The 23,457-nt window shown below is 69.5% G+C and carries 17 protein-coding genes and 1 pseudogene; 6 read left to right on the top strand and 12 right to left on the bottom strand.

The window, feature by feature from the left end; all coding sequences use genetic code 11:
- Window positions 1-127: 127 nt before the first annotated feature.
- The gene (locus ACTFTM_RS20615; protein WP_449562116.1) at window positions 128-619 is read right to left on the bottom strand and encodes a hypothetical protein; all 492 of its coding nucleotides are present in this window, start codon (window positions 617-619) and stop codon (window positions 128-130) included.
- A 336-nt stretch (window positions 620-955) separates the two neighbouring features.
- On the opposite strand from ACTFTM_RS20615, the gene ACTFTM_RS20610 reads away from it, so the two are divergent.
- The 3 genes from ACTFTM_RS20610 (at window position 956) to ACTFTM_RS20600 (ending at window position 6,977) form a co-directional block, all read left to right on the top strand.
- Window positions 956-4,987 (top strand): golvesin C-terminal-like domain-containing protein, encoded by a 4,032-nt coding sequence (locus ACTFTM_RS20610; RefSeq protein ID WP_449562115.1) that lies wholly within the window; start codon window positions 956-958, stop codon window positions 4,985-4,987.
- Between the two features lie 320 nt (window positions 4,988-5,307).
- Entirely contained in the window at window positions 5,308-6,204 is an 897-nt protein-coding gene (locus ACTFTM_RS20605; protein WP_449562114.1) for a hypothetical protein, read from the top strand.
- 104 nt (window positions 6,205-6,308) lie between these two features.
- A complete protein-coding gene (locus ACTFTM_RS20600; RefSeq protein ID WP_449562113.1) occupies window positions 6,309-6,977 on the top strand; it encodes a VOC family protein in 669 nt (222 codons plus the stop codon).
- 455 nt (window positions 6,978-7,432) lie between these two features.
- Here the strand turns inward: ACTFTM_RS20600 and ACTFTM_RS20595 are convergent.
- Both ACTFTM_RS20595 and ACTFTM_RS20590 read right to left on the bottom strand, forming a co-directional pair.
- Window positions 7,433-7,759, bottom strand: a pseudogene (locus tag ACTFTM_RS20595) (ADP-ribosylation/crystallin J1); the annotation flags it as partial.
- A gap of 109 nt (window positions 7,760-7,868) precedes the next feature.
- Entirely contained in the window at window positions 7,869-9,122 is a 1,254-nt protein-coding gene (locus ACTFTM_RS20590; RefSeq protein ID WP_449562112.1) for a PP2C family protein-serine/threonine phosphatase, read from the bottom strand.
- Window positions 9,123-9,313: 191 nt separating this feature from the next.
- Here ACTFTM_RS20590 and ACTFTM_RS20585 point away from each other — a divergent pair, with 191 nt between their 5' ends.
- Window positions 9,314-9,760: an ATP-binding protein gene (locus tag ACTFTM_RS20585; protein WP_449562111.1), complete on the top strand. Its 447-nt coding sequence runs from the start codon at window positions 9,314-9,316 to the stop codon at window positions 9,758-9,760.
- A gap of 120 nt (window positions 9,761-9,880) precedes the next feature.
- Here ACTFTM_RS20585 and ACTFTM_RS20580 read toward each other — a convergent pair whose 3' ends face one another.
- The 4 genes from ACTFTM_RS20580 to ACTFTM_RS20565 all read right to left on the bottom strand — a co-directional run bounded on the left by ACTFTM_RS20580 (window position 9,881) and on the right by ACTFTM_RS20565 (window position 12,917).
- The gene (locus tag ACTFTM_RS20580) at window positions 9,881-10,318 is read right to left on the bottom strand and encodes a hypothetical protein (protein WP_449562110.1); all 438 of its coding nucleotides are present in this window, start codon (window positions 10,316-10,318) and stop codon (window positions 9,881-9,883) included.
- Between the two features lie 224 nt (window positions 10,319-10,542).
- Complete coding sequence (locus ACTFTM_RS20575) at window positions 10,543-11,307, bottom strand: alpha/beta fold hydrolase (protein ID WP_449562109.1); 765 nt, start codon at window positions 11,305-11,307, stop codon at window positions 10,543-10,545.
- A 132-nt stretch (window positions 11,308-11,439) separates the two neighbouring features.
- Window positions 11,440-12,024 (bottom strand): DM13 domain-containing protein, encoded by a 585-nt coding sequence (locus ACTFTM_RS20570; RefSeq protein ID WP_449562108.1) that lies wholly within the window; start codon window positions 12,022-12,024, stop codon window positions 11,440-11,442.
- Window positions 12,025-12,209: 185 nt separating this feature from the next.
- A complete protein-coding gene (locus tag ACTFTM_RS20565) occupies window positions 12,210-12,917 on the bottom strand; it encodes an SDR family oxidoreductase (RefSeq protein ID WP_449562107.1) in 708 nt (235 codons plus the stop codon).
- 188 nt (window positions 12,918-13,105) lie between these two features.
- Between ACTFTM_RS20565 and ACTFTM_RS20560 the strand changes: the two genes are divergently transcribed.
- Window positions 13,106-13,978, top strand: a complete 873-nt coding sequence (locus tag ACTFTM_RS20560; RefSeq protein WP_449562106.1) for a helix-turn-helix transcriptional regulator — start codon at window positions 13,106-13,108, stop codon at window positions 13,976-13,978.
- Here the strand turns inward: ACTFTM_RS20560 and ACTFTM_RS20555 are convergent.
- From ACTFTM_RS20555 to ACTFTM_RS20540, 4 genes are all read right to left on the bottom strand, one after another.
- Window positions 13,962-14,480 carry an MFS transporter gene (locus tag ACTFTM_RS20555; protein WP_449562105.1) on the bottom strand — a complete coding sequence of 173 codons (519 nt, stop codon included), beginning with the start codon at window positions 14,478-14,480 and terminating at the stop codon, window positions 13,962-13,964. The genes ACTFTM_RS20560 and ACTFTM_RS20555 overlap by 17 nt on opposite strands.
- Window positions 14,481-14,686: 206 nt before the next feature.
- Window positions 14,687-15,199, bottom strand: a complete 513-nt coding sequence (locus ACTFTM_RS20550; protein WP_449562104.1) for a hypothetical protein — start codon at window positions 15,197-15,199, stop codon at window positions 14,687-14,689.
- Window positions 15,189-16,988, bottom strand: a complete 1,800-nt coding sequence (locus ACTFTM_RS20545; protein ID WP_449562103.1) for a RyR domain-containing protein — start codon at window positions 16,986-16,988, stop codon at window positions 15,189-15,191. Before ACTFTM_RS20545 ends, ACTFTM_RS20550 begins: the two co-directional genes overlap by 11 nt.
- A gap of 76 nt (window positions 16,989-17,064) precedes the next feature.
- Window positions 17,065-21,279 (bottom strand): HEAT repeat domain-containing protein, encoded by a 4,215-nt coding sequence (locus ACTFTM_RS20540; protein WP_449562102.1) that lies wholly within the window; start codon window positions 21,277-21,279, stop codon window positions 17,065-17,067.
- A 257-nt stretch (window positions 21,280-21,536) separates the two neighbouring features.
- Here ACTFTM_RS20540 and ACTFTM_RS20535 point away from each other — a divergent pair, with 257 nt between their 5' ends.
- Entirely contained in the window at window positions 21,537-22,490 is a 954-nt protein-coding gene (locus ACTFTM_RS20535; RefSeq protein ID WP_449562101.1) for an SCO2521 family protein, read from the top strand.
- 6 nt (window positions 22,491-22,496) lie between these two features.
- Here the strand turns inward: ACTFTM_RS20535 and ACTFTM_RS20530 are convergent, their stop codons facing one another.
- The gene (locus tag ACTFTM_RS20530) at window positions 22,497-23,453 is read right to left on the bottom strand and encodes an SCO2522 family protein (RefSeq protein ID WP_449562100.1); all 957 of its coding nucleotides are present in this window, start codon (window positions 23,451-23,453) and stop codon (window positions 22,497-22,499) included.
- Between the last annotated feature and the right edge of the window lie 4 nt (window positions 23,454-23,457).

Genomic DNA, 23,457 nt, shown 5'->3' with positions numbered 1-23,457 from the left:
TCGACAGAGGGCCATATGTCTATGTGGGACGCGCCCGTCGGCCAGGTCCCCGGGTGGCGCAGGCCGACGCGGATGACGGATCTCAGGGCCCCCGCGCCGCCCGGGGACCCTGACGTCCGCCTGCCGTTCAGCTGATCCAGGGGGTGCACGTCCAGGCGCCGCCGTTGAGGTTGAAGCAGGCCTGGTGCTCGTCGGAGGAGTCGAGATCCTCAAGCATGTTGGTCCACACCCCGCCGTTGGTGGAAAGGAACTGCTTGCTGAGGCTGCCCGTGTACCAGTAGCCGTAGGACGACCACACCCGGCGCTCGATGCGTACGGTGAACGTGGCACCGGCGTAGCGGACGTACTGGTCGTTCTGCAGGCGTGCCCAGGCCGCCCGGCAGCCGGGCGACTTCACGACGACGATGCCGAGCCCGCTGTCGTAGCCGCCGCCGGTCCAGCCGTACCGGGTGCCGCTGCACTGGCCGTTGGGATCGACGTTGTGACAGCCGGTGCCCGAACACGCGGCCAGCGCCGGCGACACCGGCGCCGCCGCGGCGACCACGCCGAATCCCATGAACGCCACCAGGGCGATCAGCGTCCGCGCCAGGCGATGCGTCCGGACCTTCGCTACCTTCATGCTGTCCTCCTCAGTCGTGCTGCGTGTCGTGGAGGTGATCCTTCGGCGTCGCCGCATCGCGGCCGCATCGTCAGGTCATCCGCGCCGCGTCAGGACGCCATCGCCGTCGGAGTGGACACCGCGGACCGCCGGGCGACCAGCGAGCGGGGTCGCGATGCGGCCGGCCCGCAGGGGGTGTGCCGGCGCCAGCGCGATGCCGGCGGGTGTCCACGAGGCACAGGGGAATACGCACGTTCCGTGATGCCGGGGCGGTACGCCCACGATGTGATCGCGATGCGCCGACGGTGAGCGCGCTTTCGACACTGCATCGACCCCGAGCATCCTGGAGGAACCGCAGTGTCAACATCACCGTCCCGCGCCGCGCTGCCGCGCGGGCTCACCCGCGGTGCCGCCCGTCGCGGCGCCGCCGCCGCGTTCGCCGCCGCGCTCGTCGCCAGCGGTCTCGTGGCGTTTCCCGCGCCGGCCGCCGCAGCTCCGGACCCGCCCCCGAAGGATGTGGCGTCCAGCACGGTGCCGCCCGATCAGCGGGACTCGACCCTCAAGAAGGGCTGGCGGACGTCGCAGGACCGGGCCTGGACCCTCTCCGGCGACATGACCGGTCTGCACGTGCTCGTGGCGTCGGCGACCTCCGGTTACAGCTGGACGACCGCGGTTTCGCTGAGCGAGCCGGGACTGGAGACCGACCAGTGGATCGGCAACGGCTGCCTCACCGAGTCGGGCCGGCGGCTGGTCGTCACGTACGCGCCGCGCGCCTACACCAACAAGCCCGACCTGTTCGACCGCGGCGCCTTCGTGGCGGTCGTGGACCTCAAGAACCAGTCCGTCCGGAAGGTGGCCGCGCACGCGTCCCTCGCGTACTTCAGCCCCGGCTGCGGTACCGGTGAGAACGTCGTGCTGAGCACGTTCACCGGCGGGGACACCGGCTCGGGCAAGACCCGCCTGACGCAGCTCGACGCCGCGACCGGCACCGTGGCCCCGCCGATTCAGGTGGCCGGCCAGCTCACCTCGGCGCTACCGGTCGCCGGCAAGATCATCGCCGCCGACAACGGCGCGCTGGTCAAGGTCGACCGCAAGGGCCGCCGGTCGGCCGTCGCGCGGACCACCGGCGTACCGTTCCGGCTGGCGGCCAACGGCGACGGCGTCGTGTACATGGATGCCGACAGCAAGGCCGGCCGGGTGAAGCGGACCGTCGTGCGGTCCGGCGCGACGGCCACGCTGGCCGAGGGCGGCACGACCGACATGAACGTGGTCAGGGGAGCGGGCGGTCGGGTCGGCATCACCGGTACCCCCGGCAGGACCCACAAGCTGCCCGCGGGTGTCGCGAAGCTCGACGCGACCGTGCAGGCGGAGATGTCCAGCCAGGGTGAGCTGCTGCTGGACGACATCAAGTGGACGGCCGACCCGCGGGCGACGCAGGCCACGGACGACCGCCGCGCACGGTCGCTCGTCATGAAGGCCAAGGTCCCGGCGACCGGTCGCGGCGTGAGCTTCGCGGTCGCGCCGACGACGCCGACGTCGGGCGACGCCGGCGCTCGGGCGAACCCGAGGACGCCGGGGCGGGCCCGGTCGACAGCGGGTGCCACAACGCTGGCGACACCGCTGCACGACCCGGTGGACACGGCCGCCTGGTGCGCGATCCCCCGCAACGACGTGCGGGTACAGGTGTACCAGCCACGCGCCCGGGAGATCGAATGGGTCGTCGACATGGCGGTGCAGGACTCGCTGATCCTCAACCGGGTCAACAACTTCAACCAGTCCGGTCTGCCCGGCTACAACGTCGCTCAATGGTTCCCGATGCGGCCCCTCGACGGCGGCGGCCACGTGCCCGCGCAGATCATGCTCGGCATTCTCGCCCAGGAGTCGAACCTGTGGCAGGCCTCGCCGCACGTCCTGCCCGGCGAGTTCGGCAACCCGCTCGTCGGCAACTACTACGGGCTCGACATCTACGACGCCGACACGAGCGACGACTGGACGATCCGCTGGGACAAGTCCGACTGCGGCTACGGCGTCGGGCAGGTCACCGACGGCATGCGCAAGCCGGGGTTCCAGAAGCCGAACGAGGTCCCGCTGCCGTACAACCAGCAGCTGGCCATCGCCGTGGACTTCGCCGCGAACATCTCCCAGTCGTTGCGGATCCTGCAGGACAAGTGGAACCAGGTCCACGCGTACAACATGAAGGTCAACGGCGGCGACCCGCAGTACATCGAGAGCTGGTTCTTCGCGGTGTGGGCGTACAACACCGGGTTCTACGCACCCCAGGGCGGCACGGACGAGCCATGGGGCGTCGGCTGGGCGAACAACCCGGCCAACCCGCGGTACCCGGCGAACCGCAAGGCGTTCCTGGAGGAGACCTACGACGACGCGCGGCACCCGAGCCAGTGGCCGTACCCGGAGAAGATCATGGGTTGGGCCGGCCATCCGCTCAACGCGATCGAGAAGCCGGACACCTACACCGACGGTTACCGGTACGCGTGGTGGAGCACGAACGACGGGCGTGCGCGGGTGAAGCCGCACCTGCAGACGTTCTGCGACGAGTCCAACGACTGCTACTACGGCAACAACCTCCCGCCGACCGCACCGGATGTGATCGACGAGCCGGCCGGCCCGTGCCACCACGTGAACGTCATCGGCGAACGGGACCTCAAGTGCTGGTACAACCGATCAGCCGACTGGAAACCGGGCTGTCTGGACTGCGGCAACGCCGCCATCAGGTACGACCCCGGCTGGGCGTATCCGGCCGCCGGGGTGAGCTACTACCCGAAGTGCGGCACCGAACTGCCGGCGAATGCGCTCGTGGTCGACGATGTGGTCGACGAAGTCGTCAGCCCACGCCGTGACGAGGCCGGTTGGCTCTGCACCAGACGGACGAACAGCGGCACGTTCACGCACGGGTTCGCGGGCGAGACGCAGAACGGCTCACTCCAGTACCCGGGCAAGATCGACCTGCACCAGGTCGGCGGCGGGTACGGCGCGCACTACTGGTTCACGCACACCCGCGAGCCGGGCAACAACCTCTACGTGAGCGGAACGTGGACGCTGGACCGGACGGTGAACGGCTGGATGCGGGTCATGGTCCACATTCCTGATCACCTCGGTACCACGCAGCAGGCGGCGTACAAGATCACAACGAAGAACGGCGTGGTCAAGACCCGCATGGTCCAGCAGCGCGGGTACGCGAACCGTTGGGTGGCGCTTGGCGTGTTCGAGTTCAACAACGTCCCGACGGTGGAGCTGACCAACATGGTGTCGGACCTGACACCCGAGGAGCTGGCGCAGCTGCGTGACGATGTGCCGGCCAGCGGGCAGGGCGACCTGGCGCTGGGCCGGCCGCAGGAGAACGTGGCCTTCGACGCGGCGGCGTTCATCCCGCTGCCGGGCAAGCCGCAGCACCAGGTGGTGGCGCTCGGCGACTCGTTCTCGTCGGGCGAGGGCGCCTCGCCGGTGAACGGCTCGGACTACTACCGCGAGACGGACAACAACAGCAAGAACGCCTACCGCAACGGCTGCCACCGCTCGAAGAACGCGTGGTCGCGCAAGGCGGTGCTACCCGGGTCGTCCACGCCGATCGGGCTGCGGGCGGACATCACGAGCCAACAGCACGACGTGAACATGGACTACCACCTGATCGCCTGCTCGGGCGCGGAGACGGAGAACATCCTGCCCCTGCGTACCGTCAGCAACGAGCCCCGCAACGCCGACGGTCAGCGGGGCATGGGCCAGTACCTGGAGGCGTCCCAGCTCGACAAGGGCTACCTGGACGAGAACACGACGCTCGTCACGGTTTCGATCGGCGGCAACGACGCGAGGTTCGGCCCGGTGGTCAAGGAGTGCCTCGTCATGGCCGGCCCACTGGACTGCTTCAAGGCGAAACTGTCGGGCGAGACGGACACCGTGGACGTGTCGACCAGGCGCCGCATCGCCGACGTGGTTCCGCGGTCGAACACGACGGTGCTGGAGGAGATCCACAAGAAGGCGCCGAACGCCAAAATCATGCTCATGGGATACCCGAAGCTCGTCGAGGTGGGCGGCGACCCGCTCTGCACCCTCAAGCTCGTCCTCAGCGACGAGGAGCGGGTGTGGCTCACCGAGATGAGCGTGCTGCTGCGTGACGAGCAGTTGGATGTCGTCTACAACTTCAACACCGCGCACGGTGCGACGATCGCGTACTACTCCGACCCGATCGACGAGTTCGCGGGCAAGGCGGTCTGCGGCTCGCCGGCGGGCATCCACGGGGTCGTGACGGACAAGTCGCCGGGTGACACCCCGGACGGCCCGACGTCGACGCAGTCCTTCCATCCAAACAGCCCGACCGGTGTCAGCCTCTACGCCCAGTCGATGAACTTCACGGTGGCGCAGATGTATCCGTGATGAACGCCGCACGATTCGGGAGCCCGGGCGGCCGTCGGCTGCTCGGGCTCCCGGCCCTGCGCGTGCCCCACACCGCCGGTACGGGCGTGCGCTCCGCACCGCCAGCGCGCGACAGCATCAGGCTGGTCGAAGTGGCTGTTTCAGACGCATGAGGTTCGCGGTGGGACAGCCGTTAGCAACCAATCGCCATCTGTCTGTGGCCGGTGGCCTGTTCCGGCGATGCGGGTCGGCGCGGTGTCGGGAACGATCACGTCATGGAATGTGGATCCCCTCGTCCGGCCTCGCCGCGTCGGGTAGGTCATTCCACGACATGGTTCAAGGTGCTGTCTCTGGTCGGCGTTCTCTTCCTCGCCGCAAGCATTGGGCTACGGCTGCTTGACCAACCCGAGGAGTACCGGACGTTCGACCCGTCGACGACCGGGGTGGTTTCCGACGGGGACGTCGAGGGGCTCTTCTCCCGCTCGTTCGGTGTCGCCGCCGATCCCGGCACGGTCACCGGACTGCGCTGCGCCCTGAACTGTCCGGTGACGTTGTCCGTCAAACTTGATCAGTCATCCCCGGGAACTGTTGCAGTCAGAGTCCGCGCTGGGCTGATGGGCACACAGACGGGCAAGACGAACGCACGCCTCATGGTGATCGCCCCGCACGATTCCGACCACTTCACGCTTGAGGAGCACTCCCACCCGGGGGTGCGGTTGAAGGTGGCCCCGCTCGATGCGGTGAGCGCGGACGTCGGTCGACCGAACGCGGCAATTGTCACGTTCACCGAGATCTTCCCACGTCCCGGAGTGACATTCGAGCTTGACTTCCAGTGGCACCCGGGTAGCAGCGGTGGCTGGAAGGAGTCGTTCTTCGGCCGGCGCAACCTGGGCATCCCGTACTTCACCGGCGACCGCATCTGGTTCGATCCTCCCACTGTGTCTCTGCGTCCGGGCAACGGGCTCGACGCCTCCCTGTCCCGGGTGAACCTCGACGCTTCCGTCACGCCGCAGAGCCGAATCGGTAACGCGCTTCCGGATCCGGACCGCAAGCCGTTGCCCCGGACGGTGCGTTGGTCGGTACCCGGAGAACAAGCCGCCGCCTTCTACTTCGTCACTGCCGAGGAGCGCCGGAAGCGGACCCTGTTCGGGCTCATCAATGAGCAGGTCCTGTTCTTCGCCGGTCTTCTTCTCGGGGCGTGGCTGGGGGAGATTGCCTCCCAATGGCGGAAGAGCTGAGGTGCCCCCGGTAGCGCCGGTCGTACCGAAGACCGTCTTCCCTGCCTCGAGCAACGACTCCTCGGGTCCGATGGCGGAGCGTCCCCGGAGGGCGCCAAGCCGCAGTGGGCGTTCGGCCCGCCGTCGATGTTAGGTTCGCGAACATGACGGTGCGGATCACCGCTGGGGGTTTCCACGCGGCTGACGGTGTCGAGGACTGGCGATGTCTCTACCACCTGGTCTCGGCCTACTTCCGGACCGGCTCGCTGTCTGCGGGGATCGCGTTCGTCGAAGAGATCGGTCGGCTCGCGGGCCGCGATGAGCAGGAGCATCTCAACGTGGACCTGCGCCACGCGGGCGTCACCGTATCCCTGTCCCGGCGGGACATCTCACTGGCGCGGCGGATATCGGCCGCTGCCCGGACGCTGGGCATCTCCGCCGACCCCACCGCGGTGCAGCTCATCAACATCACCCTCGACGCCGCAATGAACGCGGACGTGCTGCCGTTCTGGCAGGCGCTGCTCGGATACCGGCAGATCGGTGACGACTACCTGGCCGACCCGGCGCGGCGCGGCCCCGGCTTCGGGCTGCAACACATGGACACGGCACGACCGCAACGCAATCGGATGCATGTGGACATCGCCGTCCCGCACGATCAGGCGCAGGACCGTATCGCCGCCGCCGTGGCCGCCGGCGGGCGCGTCGTCTCCGACGCGCACGCGCCGATGTGGTGGGTGCTGGCCGACCCCGAGGGTAATGAGGCATGCATCGCGACCTGGATGGGACGCGAGTAGGAATCGGCCAGGGACGCGCGGAGGGTTCGAATGCTGGTCGGCTAGTCGTCGAAGTGGAACTCGAAGGTGCCGGCCTCGATGCGGTCGATGAGTCGGCTGACGTCGTCGCTCTGCCGGATGGCGCTGTCCCAGCCGCTGCTGCTGACGTCGGCCAGGAGCACCGGTGCGGGGTCGCCGCGCAGGTCGAGCACGAGCTGTTCACGGGAGCCGTCACCGCCGATGATCGCGATGCCGGGATGCGCGTCGGTGGCTTCGTCCCACGCCTCGTGCAGCTCGAGCATCTCGCGTGGCGAGTTGAGCCACACGTAGGCTCCGCTGGACACCCACCCTCGCCGGAACCACGACTCACCCTGGAGGTAGGCGCGCCAGGCGGCCGGCAGAGGGCGACCCAGGGCCTTGTGGGCGTCAGCGAACTCCTGGTCCTCCACCGGGCCGCGGTACTCGGCTTCCTCGATGATGGCACCGACGATGTGGTCGTTGAGGTCGGCGAGTTCCTCGGCGGGGATCCAGTACTCCAGCACGTCGCGGCCACCGACCTGGTGAACCTCGTATCGCTCCAGGTACGAACGCCGGACGTCGAATCGGGTCACGTAGCCGACGCCCTCGGCCGGCACGTTCCACTCGCGGGCGATCTTCGTGGCGTACCAACGGTTGAGTACGGGGTAGAAGATGGGCTGGTCGGGCAGGCGTGGTGGCCAGGCCCGCCATCCCGACGCTGCCACGAGGTCACGTTCGGGCTGTCCGGTGGGCCGCCACAGCGTGACCGTGTCGGAGTTGTGGATTGTCTACTCCCTGCCAATCGTGCCTGGTCCGCCACCGACGGCGCGTCAGTGGTACGAGGGGAAAGCCGGTCGGCGGGACCCACGTCCCTCACCAGGCGGTCTGCCGCTCCTACGTGATGTGCGCGCCAGACCCCGAAACGGCTTCGTCGGCTGGTGAGTGGCGGCGGATGACCAACAGGGCGATGTCGTCATCGGGGTGCTCCTGCGCGGTGGTGGCCATGATGCGTTCGCACAACTCCTCTGCCGACTCCGATCGCACGGCGTCGGTGAGGCGCTCGATGCCGGTGTCGATCAGTTCGCTGCGGCGTTCGACGAGTCCGTCGGTGTAGAAGACGAGCGCGGCCCCTGGCGGCAGGTCGATAACGGTGGTGCGGCGGTTGGTCACTGGTTGGCCCACACCGAGTGGCCGGTCCGCTCTCAGGTTGACGAGTTGGGCGGGTTGGCCGGGGATGGCCAGCAGCGGCGGCAGATGACCTGCGCAGGAGAGGTGCACGGTCGAGCGGTCGGGTGCGATGAGAGCGTAGATGGCGGTGGTCAGGGTGCCCGCCTCGAAATGGTGAATCTTGCGGTCGAGGGATGTTAGCGCCGCGGCGGGGTCGTTGGCGTCGAGTGCGTAGGCGCGTAACGCGCTGCGGATGCGTCCCATGACTACGGCCGATGGCAGCCCGTGGCCGGAGACGTCGCCGATGACGGCCCCCAGCCAGCCCGAGGGCAACGCGAACACGTCGTACCAGTCGCCGCCGATGCCCAGGTCGTGGCCGGGCATGTACCGGGCGGCCAGTTCCAGACCGGAGATGTTTGGTAGCCGGGTGGGCAGCAGGCTGCGTTGCAGGGCCAGCGCCGCCTGCCGGTCGACAACCTGCGCTCGGGCCTGGCCTGCCAAGCTGGCGCGGTCGGCGACGAGTTGCAACAGCCGCACGTCGTCGGGCCCGAAGCGTCGCAGGGTCAACGATCCGACGTGTAGAACGCCGATGAGGTTGCCGTTGGCGAGCATGGGCACGCCCAGCAGGGCCCGTACTCCTTTGGCGAGCAGGATGGGATTGACCACGTCGTCAGGCGTGACGTCGTAGATCGTGACCGGCGTCCGTGTCGCCGCCACCCGGCCGGCGAAGCCGCGACCGACTCGAACGCGGAAGCCCCGGCGCACCTCCTCCTCCAGGCCCTTGGCCACCGTCGCGACGAGCTCGCCGGTGTGACCCTCGAGCAGCAAGATGGTGGCGGTATCGACCTTGAGCAGGTCCCGGACACGTTCGAGTAGTTCGTCGAGGAGTTCGGCGATGTCCAGGCCCGACAGCGCGGCATCGGTAATCGATTCGATGCGGCGCAGCCGCTCATCGTTCGTCATCACCTCAGCACCGGCCACCCAAGCAGCCTAGACGCGGCCACGCACCAAGCGGCGCGTCGGGATCTAGATCAACAGTGTTCCAGCATCAACGTGGGGTACCTTCCCATGTCACATTGATGCCTTTGTCGTCCGTGAACGCGTTTCCGGGAGCACGCTCTGTCGCACCACGGCAACGCCCAGGCTCGCACATCCGGCAGGAAGGAAGAGCAGTGGCGGTCCCACCTCGCGACCAGCATGCACCGACCGCCGAGAAACCCGTCTACTCGACGTCGTTCGCCCTCACGGACCTCGCTCGCGTTCGCCGCGAGGTGGAGGCTGTCAGTCGCCGGTGTGGCCTCGACCAGGATGACATCGAGGATTGGGTCACCGCGGTCAACGAGTTGTTGATCAACGTGATTCGACACGGGGGAGGCAGAGGTTCGATACGCCTGATCGCGGACGATCAGCTCATCTGTGAGGTGACGGATCGAGGGCGGGGTTTCGACACGGCCCACTACGTTCCTCCCGTCGAGCGACCGTCCCTGTCCGGAACCGGAGGCATGGGTCTGTGGGTGGTTGGGCAGATGGCCGACTACCTCGTCGTCGACAGCGGCTCCGCGGGCACCACCATCCGCATCGGGGCGCGCACCCGCCCCGCCGGCCAGCGCTACCCCTGACACGCCGACCGGTCTACGGGACCCGCCCACACGCTCGGGCGCTGCTCGGGCGCCGGCAACTCCGCAGAGAGGCACGTGCTCGCCTCCGACTACAGCGGGTTGAGTCAGTGCCGGTGATGGTCAGCAGAGCCACGGCGGGGTGTATCGGCCAACGTAGCGGCGGGCGCGGGGGAACGGGTCTTGCCAGTACTCATCTGGCAGGCGGTGGCGATGCTTGTCGCAGAATTCGGCGAGATCTTCGGTGATGGTGAGGCGTTGCAGCGGCTGGCCCTCGAAATGTGTGTTGACTGCCAGCAGTTGCGATTCAAAGTTCCAGGCTGAGTGGTCGAATGCCCAGCCGTTCCAGGCGGCGTAGACGTGAAAAACCTGTGGCTCGCCAGCGTGGCGCACCGCAATGACATCGATGGACTTGTCGGGATAGACATCCCGGCAGGCCCAGGCGAGGATGTGACATGCGCCGGCGGCGAAGAAGGCTTGGTCTGCCCGGTCCCATGCGACCCGTTGGTCTGCTCGCTCGATCGGCGTCCGGCGAAACATTCCTGCTGCTTCGGCTGCCATAGCTCAGACGGTAGGGGATAGGGGTCTGCTCGCCGGCTGTCCGGCGTCTCCGAACTCAAACGTGTCCGAAGGGGTAATTTCAGCTTCGCGTGGTCCTGATACCGGTCGCCGCGATCCCGGCGGAGGCGGCGCCGTTGAATCCGCCCCAACGCCTCAGGCCGCGGTGGTTCTCCGTCGATGCGGAAGCGCACCGCGGCCTGAAGCGGGCATGGGGCTGGCAGTGATCAGCTCAGCCAGGCCGATTCGATGGCGGCGGTGAGGTCGTCCGGGTGCGAGAGCATCGGCGAGTGTGCGGCGTCCAGCTCGATCACCTGGGTCGGGAACGTCGAGACGGCGTCGATCTCGCCGATCAGCCGTCGTTGCAGCGCCGGCGGAACGGCGTTGTCCTTGGTGCAGACCACGTACGTCTTGGGAACCGAGCCGTAGCGCTCGGGGGTCACGACCGGGGCGTCGGCCGCGATGCCGACCGGGGCGGCCGGGGCGAGCAGGTCGATGGCCGCATCGGCGGTGGTCGCGTCGACGTCGCCGTAGAACGCCTCCCGTACGGTTGCCCGGTCGTCGAGGCCGAGTTGCAGCACTCCGGTCAGTGCCGGGTTCCCGACCAGCAGGGGAAGGACCTGGTCGCCCGCGCTTTCCGGCTCACTGAGGTAGAAGACCGCGGGACGACCGCTCACCGGTGCGTGCGCGGCGACCGAGAACACCCGCTCGAACAGCTCCGGCGCCTGCTCGGTGGCCGCGGTGACGACGGCGCCACCCATGCTGTGCGCCACCACGAGGCAGGGCTCGCCGCCCCCGATCCGGCGGATCTGTTCGACGAGGGTTGCGGCGGCCGACGTCGCGGTGACGCCGGCGGTCGCGGCACTCTTCAGCCCGTGACCGTCGAGGTCGACGGCGACGGACGGGATGCCGCGGGCGGCCAGCCGCGTGGCCACCGGGCTCCAGCACCAGCTGCCGTGCCAAAGGCCGTGTACGAGGACAACAGTTCGCATGGCGTCGACGATACGAAGGGTTTCGCTCGGCAACCTCGTACTCCTTGTACGGGGATACCCGACCGATCTCGAACTGGATGCTGATCCCGGAGCGGGGTCATCGTCCCGGGCTCGGCGCGCAGACGTGTGCAGCTACGACGGGACGGCGGCAAGTTCCGCGGCGCCGAACGAGACGGCGAAGCGCTTGCACCAGATGCTGACGCTGCGGAACTCCGCCGGGTCGACTCCGGCGGCCAGCCGGTACACCTGATCGCCCTGGTTGCCTTTGAGTTTGCCCAGTTCCGCGTACCGGCCGTCGTCGAACACCCGCCAGCCGGCGGTTCCTGCGCGCACCCGCTGATCGGACAACCACACCCGTAGGTCAGGGCCGTCGCTGGTGTCCAGCCCGTCGATCTCCAGCTGGTGACTGCCGTCCGGGTTGCGGACCATCCGGACCGTGCCGCTGGTGTCGTGCTCGTGGGTGATGAAGGTTCCCTCTGCGAGAACGATCGGTGCGGCTGGGACGTCCGCGGCATCGGATGAGGACCGAGACGGCTGCGAGGACTGGGACGGCTTCGAGGACTCGGGCGGCTGCGGGACGGTGGAAAGGGGCTCCGCCACCACCGTGTCGGTGAACAACCGCCACGGTTGGAACCAGTAGAGCGCTCCTGCGGCGCCGATGCCGAGCACGGCGACGACGATCCAGGCGACGGGAGCGCGGAGAGGACGGCGAGTCACGGTTCAAGTCAAGCCCCAGGGCCGCATCGTCGCCAGGCGAGGCCGGATTACCGATCGCTTACGGCACGTGCGGGGCGATCCGGCCCAAGACGTGGGCCGTCGCGGCGCTACGGAGACGGGGGCCGGCTCCACCGGAGGCCGGCCCCCGCATCGTCTCTACTCCGGCCCGCGTGACGCTGCGAGAGTCAGGCGAAGAGGTTGCCGATGATGTCGGCGTAGAACAGGGCGGGGTCGCGGGAGAGGGAGGCCTTGACGTTGGCGGTGGGCTTGTCCGCGATGACTTCGATCTTGCCCGCCTCCAGTCCGTCGAGGGCCTGGGTGACCACCTCGTGGGGCGGGAGCTTGGGAATGTCGACTCCGGCCATCATGTCCGTGTCGGCGATCGCCAGCGCCAGGGCGGTGACCAGAGTCTTCTGGTCGGCCAACTCGAGTCGGATACCGTTCGTCAGGGACCATTCCGCGGCCTTCGAGGCGGCGTAGCCGTTGCTGCCGGGCGCGAAGTTGTACCAGCTCAGCGCCGAGATGACGTTGAGAATGGCGCCACCGGCCAGCTTCGGCGCGAACGCGCGGGTGACGTTGAGCGTGCCCCAGAAGTTGGTATCGAGGTCTTTGCGGATGTTGTCCAGGGAGGGACCCAGCAGTGGGGCTTCCGTGGAGGTGCCGGCGTTGTTGATGAGGATGCCCAGGTCGCCGACCGTGGCCGCCGCTGCCTCGATGGACGACTGATCAGTGATGTCCATCTGGAGGGGGACGGCACCGGGAATGTCGATGCTTTCCAGGCGTCGGGCGGTCGCGTAGACGGTGGCGCCGCGGGCGAGGAGTGCCTCGACGAACGCCTTGCCGAGGCCGCGGTTGGCGCCGGTCACGAGAGCAGTTGAGCCGTTGATTCGCATACCAACACGCTAGAACCTCACGTTGACGTCAGAGGCAAATAGTGCGAGGTGCATCACGCCCGGCGGCGTCCGCGTAGGGGCACGTCACCGGGTTTCACCACAGGACGAGGACCGACCGAAGCGTGCGCAGACCGGCCCGGCCGTCGCGGCGACGAGCAGCGCAAGTCCAGCGTACGTACTATGGCGCGGTGGAAAACCGCGACTGGCTGGGTGAATTCCTCCGACGCCGGCGCGAGGCCCTGTCACCGGTGGAAGCGGGGTTGCCGTCGCTGCGCCGGCGTCGGACACCGGGGCTGCGGCGTGAAGAGGTGGCGGCGTTGGCGAACGTGTCGGCCACCTACTACGAGCGACTCGAGCAGGCGAGAGGGCCTCGACCGTCGGCGGCGGTGCTGACCGGGATCGCGGCGGCGCTGCGGCTGACCGAGACCGAGAAGGTCCATCTGTTCCGGCTGGCGGGCCATCCCGCGCCGCCCGCGTGGGACCCGCAGCCCGAGCCGGTGGATCCCGGGCTCGCGTACCTGCTCACGGCGATCTCGGGAACGACTCCGGCGTTCGTCACCGACGACCTGGGCACCGTCCTGGCGCAGAACTGGCTCAACGTCACGCTGTTCGGGCAGTTCGCCGACCGGCCGGGCCTCGAGGCGAACCTGGTGTGGCACTGGTTCACGTCGCCGTCGTGGCGGCATCGGCTCGATCCACCGGAGCAGCAGGAGCAGACCGGGATGGCGTACGTGTCGGACCTGCGGGCGGTGGTCGCCCAGCGCGGCCAGGACCGCGCGGCAGGTGATCTCGTCGAGCGGCTGTGCGAGGCCAACGCGGAGTTCCGGGCGATGTGGGGGCGGCACACGGTCGCGATGCCGCACTGTTCGACAAAGGTGGTACACGACGAGCGGGTCGGCCGCCTCGACCTGGACTGCGAGGTCGTGTCCGGTACGACGACCCGGCAGCGGATGCTCACCCTGCAGCCGGTCGCGGGAACGCCCACCGCCCAACGGATCGCCGCGCTTCACACGTACCGACCGTCTCCCCATAGTCAGGCCCTCTTCATGCGTCGGTTGTGACAGGGCTGGTGGCGTCGCGACTCGGAGCGTTGGTGGCCTGCCGCTGGACGTCGCGGGCGATCAGCGGCTCGACCAGTACGAGAAGCAGCGCGGCGGCGGCGACCAGCCCACCCGCGCGTGCGGTGACGGCGACGCCGGGTCCGGACAGCACGGCCCCGCCGAGGAACGCCCCGCCGGCGATGCCGACGTTGAACGCAGCCGAGTTCCCGGCCGACGCCAGGTCTGAACTGCCGGGGGCCACCTCCAGCACCCGACTCTGGAGGGCAGGGGTCAGCGCGCCGAGCGCGAACCCGGACAGGGCGAGCAGCAGGGCCACAGCCGGTTGCCAGCCGGAAAACAGGTACAGGCCGGCCAGCGAGACCACGAGAACGAGGAGCGAGCCCGCCAGGGTCCCTCGCTGACTGCGATCGACGACCGCGCCGGCGACCGCGACGCCACTGAAGTTGACCACACCGCGCAGCAGCAGCAGAGGGCCGATCGCCGCTGCGGGAAAGCCGCTCACGTCGGTGAGGAGAGGGTCATCTCCTCCTGGGTCACCGTCGCTCCTCCCGCTGCGTCACCCGCTACGACTTACCCCCGTCCGCCGATCCGACCCACGGTCCCACCGCAGAGCCGGGGCACCTCGACCGAGTCGGGGAGAGCAGCCGACTGGCGGCCTCATCAAGCGCCCTGGCCGGTGCTTCGTCCACCGACAGCGGGACCGGCCCGTCAACCCTCGGCGGGCGATCGGCGGGCGCCGACGGGCCAGAGGATCGTGGTCGGGACGCCGCGGCGCCGCGCCCAGTCGATGGTCCGGTCCGTCGACGCGGGGTGACGGCCAGGCTTGCCGTCCCACACCGCCACGAGCCGCTGCGCCCGCCGGACCAACTCCCGGTTGGCAGCCACGTAGGCGGCGGTTTCCGAGCGGTCGTATCCCGTGTGGACCACCGCCGACGCCCGGTCGAGCAGATCGTCGAAGGCCAGCCGATTCTCCGGCCTGATCACCGCGCTCCGGTAGTCGCGGGCCGGCAGGATCACCTCGTAGGTGCCGCCCAGATCGAGGATCGTACGGGCGAAGACCTGGTCCGCGCCGGCCGCCAGGCAGGTCACGCCGTGCACGGGCCGGTCGCTGATCAGGCCCAACTCGACGCGGAGGGCGTCGGCGACGAGCAGCTCGGTGTCGCGGGTCAGGTTGATGTGCCCGGTCACGCCGACGCGGACCGGGCCGAGGTCAGGCGGCATCCCTCGGGCCTCCGCGCTGCGCGGGCACCGGAGGTGCCAGCCGGATCAGCTCGAACCCGTTGTCGGACAGCACGTCGGGCAGTGCCCGGATCCCCTCGCGATTCTGCTCCTGCACGTCGGGCGGCAGTTCCTCCCACGGCCGCAGGGCGGGATGCCGCCGCTGGACGTCATCACGCGGGTCGCCGTACGTCCAGCCGTCCCCGCGCCGCTCCCGGCACCACCGGTCGTGCTCGAGGCGGGCGAGTTCCTCGATGCGGTCGTCGATGGCCTGCCCGGCGACCGAGGCGTCACCGGTGCCACCGTGCCGGGGGGCCACGACGCATCCGAGATCCAGCAGCTTGGCGGCGATGTCCTGGACATGGGCCCGGTTGGCCCGCCGCAACGACTCGGGTAGTCGTGACCAGTCCACCATCGCCGGGGCGCCGCCGAGTCGTACTCCGGCCCGCTGCTGGGCTTGGACGTACCGCTCGTGGATCAGCCGGGCCAGCCGCTCGGTGAGGTCCTCGGCGATCAGCCGGGCGTCGCAGGCGTGGGCGAGCACCGGGTAGAGGCGGAGTTTGCCGTGCACCTCGTCGAGCAGGTCGTGACGGGAGTCGCCGTGGAATGCCGCGGCGAGCGCCGCCTGCCGGTAGACCGGGACGAACACGGCACTCTCGGCGCCCTGCCACAGGGCGGGTGTGTCCAGCACGAACCGCAGGCCGTTGACCTCGTCCGGCGCGCAGACGTAGATGCGGTCGTACCGGTTACGGCCGAGACCGACGACACCGTCGAGATCCAGGTCGTACGCGGTCAACTGGCAGACGGTGGCCAGGAACGGGTAACGCGCCGCCGCCAGAGCGATCTCGGTGCGGGCGTCCGGTGCCGCGACGTCCACCTGTAGGCGTGGCACGGCGTGGCCTCCGGGGGTGTCGGCGCGGAATGCGCGCCAGTGCCGGGCGGTCTCCACCAGGAGAGCCCGGCGGAAGGCGCCGGTGCCCGCGATGAGGATTCTGGTTGATCGGTCTCCCGTGCTGGGCAGCGGGTGGTGCCGGTGCAGTGCGCGTGCGGCGACGTCGTCGACGTGGAAGTAGTCCAGCCGCAGCCGGCTGGATCCGGCGGCACCGAGTCGTCGGGCCTGCAGGGACAGGCACATCTCCGAGTCGTGAACCAGGACGTAGACCCGCGGTGGTTGCCGTCGGTCCTGGATGAGCCGGTTGGCGGTGTTGGCGATCGCATGGTTGCGGTCGTCGTCCTCGCTACAGGCGTAGATGGTGTGGGCTCGGGGCAGGCCGGCGCCGCGCAACACCGCGGCACTGGTCGGGTCGCCGACCACTCCGAGGTAACGGCGCCACCGGTACTCCAGCGGTCCGAAGGGTTTGGAACGCACCACCACCACACGTTCACCGTCGTCGAAGAGCCGGTCGGCGAGCATGTGGGCGAACTGGGAGTCGCCGCAGACCAGGACGTGACCACGTGCCCGCCGGGCGCGCAGACGGCGACTCTCGGCGGCCAGGAGCAGCCGGCTGGCCTCGGCCACGGCGAGGAGCGTGAACAGCGGGGCCGCGAACCGGGCGACCTGTAGTTGCCACGGGTAGGGGCCGGCGTTCTGGAAGGGTTCGGCACCGAAGACGAAGAGTTGCAGGTCGTAGTAGAGCACGTCGTACGGATCGTGAGCGACGTCCGGTCGGGCCTGGAGCAGGCGCTCGAAACCGACATACCCGAGGACGAGGGCGGCCAGCCCGATCGCTCCGAAGAGGACTCGCAGACTCCAGCCGGTCGGGCGTGACGAGCCGGCGACCGGATCCGTCATGAGCTCATGGTATTTGACGAGGTCGATCGGATCGTCGCTCGACGCGCACACGGGTGCACTTACGGCCCCGGATCGATCACGGAAAGTCGTCGGGTCGGGTGTCGGGCAGCGTGGCCAGCAGTTGCCCGGCCAGCCGCCGCACCACGCCGTCATCCTCCTGATGCGCGAGCCGCACGAGCACCTCCCGGGTCCGGGCGTCCCCGTCGTGCTGACGGGTCAACGCCAGCAGTGCGGTCCGGCGGATCTCCCAGTCATCGTCGTCAGCCAGCCGCAGCAGCAGGTCCCGTACCCCTGTGCGGTCGGCCAGGCCGGCGCCCAGCTGCTCCACGGCCCGACGGCGCACCTCCAGGGCCGGATCGTCGCGGACCAGGCCGACCAGCAGCACCTGGACCTCCGGGTCGCCGCCGAAGTGTTCGCCGAGCGCGGCGGCGATGCGGGCGCGGATCGCCGGGTCCTGGTCCGACAGGCGGCGCATGAGCCGCAACGTCACCGCCATCGACGCCGAGCCCTGCTCGGTCAGACAGCGCACGGCCGCGTCGAACACGGCCGGGTCGGTGTCGGACTCGACGCATTCCAGCAGCACGTCGGTCACCACTTCCGGACTTCCGTACGCGCAGAGGGTCTGTACGGCGGCCAACCGGATGCCGACGTAGCTGTCCCGGCGGGCCCGCCGGCACAGCGTCTCCATGAGGCCGGGGGCGTCGCCGTGGCGGGCGAGCGCCTGGGCGGCGGCGCACAGCACGTTCGGATCGGGGTCCCGACTGACCTGCTCGGCAAGGCACTCCCGCACCTCGCGGTCCGGTGGGTCGGCGAGGCGGGCCAGGCTACGGGTGACCCGCAACCGGACGATCGGGTCCCGTTCCTGGGAGGCGCGGCTGATGAGCAGGTCTCGGGTCGCGTGGCCGAACAGCGGCCGGCCGGTGAGCAGGTCGACCGCAGCGAGCCGGACACTCGCTGTCGGATCGCGTCGAGCGCTTTCCAGCAGCAGTTCCCCGGTGCGGTGGTCGGGGTATGCCTCGGCCAGCGCGCGCACCGCGGCGAGGCGTACCGTCGCGTCCTCGTCGAGGTGAGCCGAGCGGGCCACGACGGTCCACCCGGTGTCGTCGGCGCGGTCCCGGTCGATCAGAGCCGTGACCGCGGCCGCCCGCACGGAGGACTCCTCGTCCTGCTCGATCTGATCGATCAGCCGGGCCCGGCAGCGTCCCTCCGGGTCGGGTACGAGCGCCAACCGCTGCACGGCGACCGCCCGGACCCGCGCGGACGTGTCCGAGCATGCCAGCTTCAGCAACAGCTCGGTGCTCTCCGGGCTGGGCCGCTCCGGCAGCAGCTCGGTCAGGATGCAGCGTCGGACCTCGTCCGGGGAGTCGCCGGTGATCCGCCGCAACGCCGTGGCTCGTGCGGTCTCGGCATGCTCCGGCAGAACCAGCAGACCCTTCAGCACGCACTGCACCACACCGGGGTCGGTGTCGGTGGCCAGCAGTCGCTGCATCGTCTCGGGCGCGTCCGGCAGCTCCGCGCGACGCGCGGTGAGCGCTCCTGCGGCGGCCCGCCGCACCGCGGCGGCGGTGTCCTGGGTGGCCCTGGCCAGCACCTGACGGACGTCGTCCGAGAGTACGGACCGGGTGCCGAGGGACTGCACGGCCAGCGCCCGCACCGCGACGTCGGGGGAGTCGGCGAGGTCGCGCAGCACGTCCACGAGGTCGAGGCCGGCGCCGAGATGGGCGACCAGCGCGCGTACGGCGGCCTGCCGCACCGCGGTGGAGACCTCGGACTGTGCCTGGGCGACCAGGATGTCCCGGCACCGATGACTGTTGCCGCCGGTGGCCTCGATGCGGCCGGCGGCCTCGGCCAGCCCGGCGACCAGGGTGAGGTGGGCCTGCCGCTCGCGACCCTGCCCCAGCTCCCGGACGAGCAGGTCCTCCATCTGCTCCTCGGCCGTGGACAGCACCGCCGCGATCCGGGTGGCGAAGGCAGAGCCGGATCGCCAGCTGGTCCGGATTCCCCGGCGGCGGTACCAGTGCAGGAAGACCTCCCGGCCCGGCCAACCCGGGCCGAGCGTCCGGATCGAGGACAGCAGTTCCTGCTCGGTGAGATCGACCAGGTTCGGGTCGTCGGCGGAGATGCCGTGCTCGACCAGCAGGATGACCTGGCGCAGGACCGCGTCGCCCGCGCCGGCCAGTTCGGCGGGCTGCGGCGCCTCGGCCACGCACTGCGCCGCCAGCACCAGGTTCCACGGCGGCCCGGTCAGGTTCAGGGGCGGCCACGGTGGAGTGACCTCGGTGGCGAGCAGGGTGACCAGCTCGTTGGCGGCCGGGGCGGGCAGGGCGCTGGCGACCAGTCGAAGCACCTCCCGCCACGACGGATCGGCCCAGTTCTCGCGAAACAGCGAACGTAGGTGATCGAGGCCCCAGGTGGTCGGATCATGCTCGTATCTGTCCACAATCTCTTCGGCGCAGAAGAACTCCAGGAACGCGCGGTGCACGAACCCGAACAGTCGTAGCCCGTAGCGTTCCAGGATGAAGCTTCGCTGCCGCAATTTGTCGATCATCGAATAAGCCATGGCGAGCGCCCGCTCATTCTCGAAACCGTAGAACGCGACGAGGTTGTCGCGGAAGATGCGCGCCAGTTCGTCGGACTCGATGTAGTTCCCGGCGGGACCCGACTCGCGGAACTGCATCCAATACGCCAGGTGACGCAGCAGTCGACGCTTCGCCTGCAGGTCCAGTGACGGCACGTCGCCGTGGCTCTCGCGCAGTTGCTTGGTCACGTCCCACTCGGAGATCAGCACGTCGGTCACGTGCGCGTAGAGCCGGCGTCGGTTGCGCGGCAGCGGATGACCCCGGCCGACGATCGCCATGAGCATCAGCAACAGGGGGTTGCCGGCGATCTCGCGCATCGCCCGGGAACTGCCCACCACGTCGAGGATCTGCCGCCGCTGCCGGTCGGCCTCCGCGGCCGGCGTGGGCATCACGTAGCGGTACCAGTTGTCGAGGAACCTCGCGATCTGCTCGTCGTCGAGATCCTCCAGGGTGAAGTGGTCGAAGCCCGCGTTGGCGAAGGTGTGCCGCTGGTAGCCGGCCGCGCGCGAGGTGACCAGGGTCAGCACCCCCGGGTACTCGTTGGCGAACGTGGCGATCTGCGCGGCCACCTCTTCCCGCTGCGCCGGGTCGAACACCTCGTCCAGGCCGTCGAACAGGAACAGCGCCTGGCCTCCCTGGCGCAGGTACGCCTCCAGCACGTCCTGGTCGACACCGGCCAGCCCCTGCTGGTGGCGGTGGCCGACGTAGTCGAGCAAGCCGTCGCACCGGCCGTCCCCGTGGTGAAAGGCGTAGGAGCGCAGCTCGATCAGGACGGGTAGGTGCCGGTCCAGCGCGCTCAGTCGAGGCTCGACGCAGACCCCGGCCAGCGTCAGCGCCAGGTACCGCGCGGCCGCCGACTTGCCGGAGCCGGGGTCGCCCAGCAGTACGATCGTGCGCCGGCCCGGGTCGGACACCACGTCGAACAGGGACAGCTCGTCCTTGGCCGCGTACTCCTCCCAGAGCCGCTCCACCTCCTCCGGGTTGACCACCCCGGGCAGCCCGCCGACGTCGTCGCCCGGCGTCGACCCGGCCCAACGCCACCACGCCAGCGGCATCTCCGGTCGGGCGTCCTCGTGGACGCGGGGCTCCACGAACACCTTGGGTAGGCCGACGGTGAGGTAGCCGATGGTGGGACGCGGCGACACCGCGTCCACCGAGACGGCATGGTATTGCAGCGACAACTGCTTGTAGTACTGGTTGCGGACGACCGTCGGCAGGTGGGTGTCCGGGTCGGCGGGCTCCCGGGCCGGGGATCTGCCGCTGCGCACGTCGGCCAGTGCGGCGGTCACCTTGGCGGTGAGGTCGTCCACGCCGGAGAAGAAGGCGCAGAGGTGGCGCTCCTTCAGCTCGCGGCGCAACGCGACGATCTGCTGCCAGTCCGCGTCCCGGTCGATCATGTCGACCGGCCAGGGCGTGTCCTCCGCGAGCAGGAAGACCAGGCAGGGCTTTCCCGCGGCGAGCGCCTCCCGGTATTCCAACTCGGTGATGGAGGACTCCTGGCCGGGCGGCCGGAACCCGTACCGCCAGGCGAACAGTCCCACGTAGAGGTCGCATCGGCGCACGTCGGCGAGGCAGCGCTCCAGCGGCGGCCGGATGTCGGCGCCGTACGCCTCCATGGCCACGTCGTCGATCTCCAGACGGCGAGCCACGGCGTGCACGGCAGCCCGATATTCCAGCAAGTCCTTTTGGGTGGCCGAAATGTAGACCTTCATGAACGGCAAACTCCAGGGGGTGACTGGCGACCGCGTCATTGAAAATATCAGTAGCTGTCACGTCCGTCCGACCCGTGAACACTCCGAACGCCTGGCGTACATGGGATTCCCGCCGACCCGGGGCCTATGATGGCCGTCAACAGATACGGATCCGGACGGTCGAATCGCGTACCCGTGGAGTTGCGGTTGTCCGAAGCGGATCCGTGTCGGTGCCGGTCGCGAGGGGTGTACGTCAATCAGCATGAGCGGAGGAAGCCATGCTCACGGTCGGTGAGGTGCACACCAGCCTTCTCCAGCACAGCACGGCGTTGGCCCAGGAGCAGAGCGCCGACGTGCTCAGCCTGATCGAGGGCGAGGCCGTGCTGACCTCCCGGCGTCCATCGCTGTACGCGGTGTCACCCGACGTTCGGACCGGCGTCGACTGCTGGCTCCCGAGCGCCAGGAAACGCCAGCTACGTGGGGTGGGCGCCGTCGTCACCCGGGCCATCATCACCGGCGGCCGGATCGTGCAGGCCTCCTCGGTCATCCACGTGGTCGCCGGCGAGCGCCGCCAGCCGTGGTCGCACTACCTGGCCAACCCCGGCGTCCTCGAGACGGTCGGCAGGCTGGACGTCGCCGACCTGAGCGCGGGCTTCCTGCACGGCAACAACGCCGACGTGCTGAACCTGGAGGCGATCACCGGCAGGGTGCTCGACGGTGTGCAGATGTCCGACCTGCTCGACCGGCGCCCGCCACTGCGCACCGCCCGTACGCGGCTGCGCTGGACCGCGCAGGCGGACGACCGGTCGAACCGGGTGTCGGCGGTGGTCACCGTGGACTCGCCCACCCTGCGTACGGTCGAACTCGTGCTCGACCCGCAGGACGTGCCGGCGGCCGTGGCCGGCCTCTGCGAAGATCTCGCGTTGCACGACTGGCTGCTGACCATACTGTCCTCGCTGGTGGAGTCCGCGGTCACCCGATCGGCCTCCGGGCAGGAGCACGTCGAGCGGCTGCGACCGGTGCTGGAGCACCTGCTGCACCTGTGGCTGCCCGGCGCGCGGGTGCACCCGCGGCTGCGGCCGATCTGGGACCAGTTGGAGCAGGTACCCGGGTTCAGCCGCCAGTGGAACTCGTCGGTCAACTGGATCCGGGATCAGATCAGCGTGAGCAACATGGCCCTGCTGCGCGACCTGGCCGGCCGGGCGGCCGTCGACGAGCCGTGCGGGCGCTGAACGCGCTCAATCGCTGATGAACACGTAGCTCAGCCGGTCGACCAGCTCGCTGGGCAGATGCAGACCCTCGCCGCCGGCCCGTTTGGCGACCTGCTGCGCGACCGCCGGCGGCACCGCCACCTGGCCGAGGATGGTCCGTACGGCCAGCTCCACCGGCAGGTACTCGGTGCTCATCAGCGTCAGCGTGCGGTACGCGCAGAACGGCGCGGCCGTCGGGTTCAGCTGGACGATCGCCGGCAGTTGGTCCCAGTCCGTCGGCAGCTCGCCAGCGAGCCGGCGCGGCTGCGTCATCGTCTCGCCCCGATGCCGTAGCACGCCGAGTCGGGTCATCTGCCAGACCGAGGCCAGCAGGGCGCAGGCCCACACCCGGGCGTCCGGCTCGTCGGACCACAGCTCGATGTCGACGAAGATGGAGTGCCGGGGATCGCCCGACTGCAACGGCGGAGACCACGGACGTGGCAGGGTCATCGCCGGCGCGTCGACGTGCCCGGGGGACCGCTTCCCGTTGGACAGCCAGCCCGACTCGCTCAACGGCGGACGACTCCCGGTGGTGCCCCGAGGTGGTTCCACCACCAGGGTGTCGACCACCAACCGGGCCAGCTCGGCGCCGTCGTGCCGGGCGAAGCTGGACTCCCGGGCCACGTAGTCCAGAGTCAGGCCGTGCTCCGCCGCGGCGCTCTGCACCTGCGGGATCACCTCGCGTGGGGTGCCGAAGCGGTGGAAGTAGTCGTCCAACATGAAGCAGGTGCTGATCCGCGGCTCCCGGGATGCGGGCAGCCCTCGTCGGGCCAGAGCCGGGATCGCGGCCGACCAGTCCGCGATCCGCTCGAACTTGCGCCTCAGCTCCTCACAACCGTCGCCGAAGTCCTCCGCGTAGAAGTGCCCCAGCTCCACCGACAGGTGCGAGTACGCCACGCTCTCTGTACGACGCACCGCAGCCGCCTCCTGGAACCTGACATCCATACCG

The organism is Micromonospora sp. RB23, from assembly GCF_053585025.1.
This window is presented reverse-complemented; position numbering and strand designations above follow the sequence as displayed.